A 227-nucleotide genomic window follows, 5' to 3' on the forward strand; every position below is an offset into this window, starting at 1 on the left:
CGACAGGTCGGTGCGGATCACCAGCGTGTTGACGAAGAACCCGACCAGATCGTTCAACGCCTCATCGCCACGGCCCGCCACCGCCGACCCGATCGGAATATCGGTACCCGCACCCAGCCGCGACAACATCACCGCCAACGCCGCCTGCAACACCATGAACGGGGTCACGCCCTCGGCACGGGCCAGCTCCACCAGCCGCCGATGCACCTCGGCCGGAACCGACAACG

At 67.4% G+C, this 227-nt stretch carries 1 protein-coding gene; it reads right to left on the reverse strand.

Translation table 11 applies throughout. The annotated features are described in order from the left end of the window. Nucleotides 1-207: condensation domain-containing protein (locus tag QSK22_RS33620; protein ID WP_502872408.1), on the reverse strand; the 207-nt coding region annotated here is incomplete at its 3' end. Nucleotides 208-227: the final 20 nt, after the last annotated feature.

Source organism: Actinomadura sp. NBRC 104425, from assembly GCF_030269545.1.
Classification (GTDB): domain Bacteria; phylum Actinomycetota; class Actinomycetes; order Streptosporangiales; family Streptosporangiaceae; genus Spirillospora; species Spirillospora keratinilytica.